Origin of the sequence: Rhizobium sp. RU36D (assembly GCF_900176345.1) — a bacterium.
GTDB lineage: Bacteria > Pseudomonadota > Alphaproteobacteria > Rhizobiales > Rhizobiaceae > Allorhizobium.
Map to the genome: position 1 here is coordinate 1 of NZ_FWXU01000068.1, position 1566 is coordinate 1566.

At 59.8% G+C, this 1566-nt stretch carries 2 protein-coding genes and 1 pseudogene; 1 reads left to right on the forward strand and 2 read right to left on the reverse strand.

The annotated features are described in order from the left end of the window. A pseudogene (locus B9A97_RS30315) lies at nt 1-238 on the forward strand (helix-turn-helix domain-containing protein); the annotation flags it as partial. 256 nt (nt 239-494) lie between these two features. Here B9A97_RS30315 and B9A97_RS30320 read toward each other — a convergent pair. Both B9A97_RS30320 and B9A97_RS30325 read right to left on the reverse strand, forming a co-directional pair. Next, nucleotides 495-854 (reverse strand): hypothetical protein, encoded by a 360-nt coding sequence (locus tag B9A97_RS30320; RefSeq protein WP_084369331.1) that lies wholly within the window; start codon nt 852-854, stop codon nt 495-497. A gap of 57 nt (nt 855-911) precedes the next feature. Beyond that, a complete protein-coding gene (locus B9A97_RS30325; protein WP_084369330.1) occupies nt 912-1268 on the reverse strand; it encodes a hypothetical protein in 357 nt (118 codons plus the stop codon). Nucleotides 1269-1566 lie beyond the last annotated feature (298 nt).

Here is a 1566-nt window from a genome sequence, read left to right on the forward strand (position 1 = left end):
ACCGTTGTCAAATGATCTGCGTGAGCGTGTTGTTGCAGCCGTTTTAAACGGCGAAAGTAGTCGTGCAGTCGCTGGACGTTTTGGCGTCGCTGTCTCGTCGGTGGTGAAGTGGTCGCAGCGATACAGGGCGACGGGATCGGTTCGTTCGTCGAAGATGGGTGGTTATCGCAAACGAATTCTGGAGCCGCATCGCAGCTTTGTTATTGAACTGCTCGAACAGAACTCTCACCTGTCGCTGCCTGGTACCGGCGGACGGCGCAAAATCGCATCGCCTGCGATATTGCATGGCGCATGCATCATTGGCAAATGGGATATGGGCGCGCGACGAACTGTTATGCGGCAACTGCCAGGACATCCATCCGCCAGCCGCAAAACGCTCCCGGATGATCTATCTCAGAGATCGCGGCTAGGTGAAGGCGAGTGGCTTGCTCCAGCGCCAAAGGGCGGCCGGCGCCGTGACACTCGGCGTCACATATGGCCGGCCGTCAGGCGGATCATGGCTGACGCTTGGCCGCGGAGGGCGTCGAGGCACTGGGGCAAAGCTGACCTCGATTGCCGTTGGGGCCTGCAAAGCCGCCGCCGCCGGAGGCCAGATCCAGCAATTCATCCGGAAGCTCGTCGATGACGAGATTGTGCGGCAGGACAAGGACCACCTCGCCGACCTGTTCCTCCACCACGGAGATCTTGAAACCCGGAATGGGGTTGATGCCCAGAAGCGTCTTCAGCGCGCCATGAGGATCAGTTTTGAGGAGGTCGCGGAATGACGGGTCAGCGCCTGCCTTTTCCAGGGCCTGGGCTTCGATATGGGTTCGCACTTGCGCCAGGACGTCTGGATGAAGGAGATTGGTATTCATGGCCATAGTTTCTTCGTTGGTTTGGTAGAGTGTGGGGGATGGCGGATGATTGGGGTTTCAACCCCAGTCCAGCGGCGCGGGCACGTCGCTGCCGGTTGCGGGGCAGGCCTTCTTCCACCAAGCATAGGCATCGTAGGACACGCCGCCTGAGGCGAGATCCAGCAGGGCGTCTGGTAACTCGCTTTCGTCGATGGCGTGCGGCAGCACCAGCACGATCTCGCCCGGTTGCTCCTCGATCACCTGGATCCGGTGGTCCGGGATCGGATCGGCCCCGAATAGCGCCTTCATCGCGCTATGGGGATTGGTTTTCAGCAGATCGGCAAAGGCGCGATCCTGGTCCGCCTTTTCGAGCAAGGCCTTTTCCGCCAGCAGGCGAAGCTGGGTGATGGGTGTGTGTTGGGTTTGGAGCGTCATGGCTGTCCTTTCTTCGTCGGTGTTGGCTCACCCCGCTAGAAGGCTCGTATGGAAGGCTGAGCTGGGCGGTCGATCGCAAGCCTAGACGGCAGGGCGGGCTCAGGTCGAAATCACCTCAAAAATTTCATCCGGCATAGGGCGGACCCGGCACCATGATTTGCCTGCGCCATTTCTCTCGGCAACGTGGGACGGATCCGGTCAGCCGAAGGGTGGCGGAACGCGCTTGAGGCGAAAATTGCCACCATTTTCGGGATAACGCTCCTGGCGGACATTAGAAACGATAATGCAAGATTATCGG

Excerpts from the sequence above, each read along its gene's own strand:
- B9A97_RS30325 (WP_084369330.1), bottom strand. The coding sequence starts at position 1,268 with ATGACGCTCCAAACCCAACACACACCCATCACCCAGCTTCGCCTGCTG.
- B9A97_RS30320 (WP_084369331.1), bottom strand. The coding sequence starts at position 854 with ATGAATACCAATCTCCTTCATCCAGACGTCCTGGCGCAAGTGCGAACC.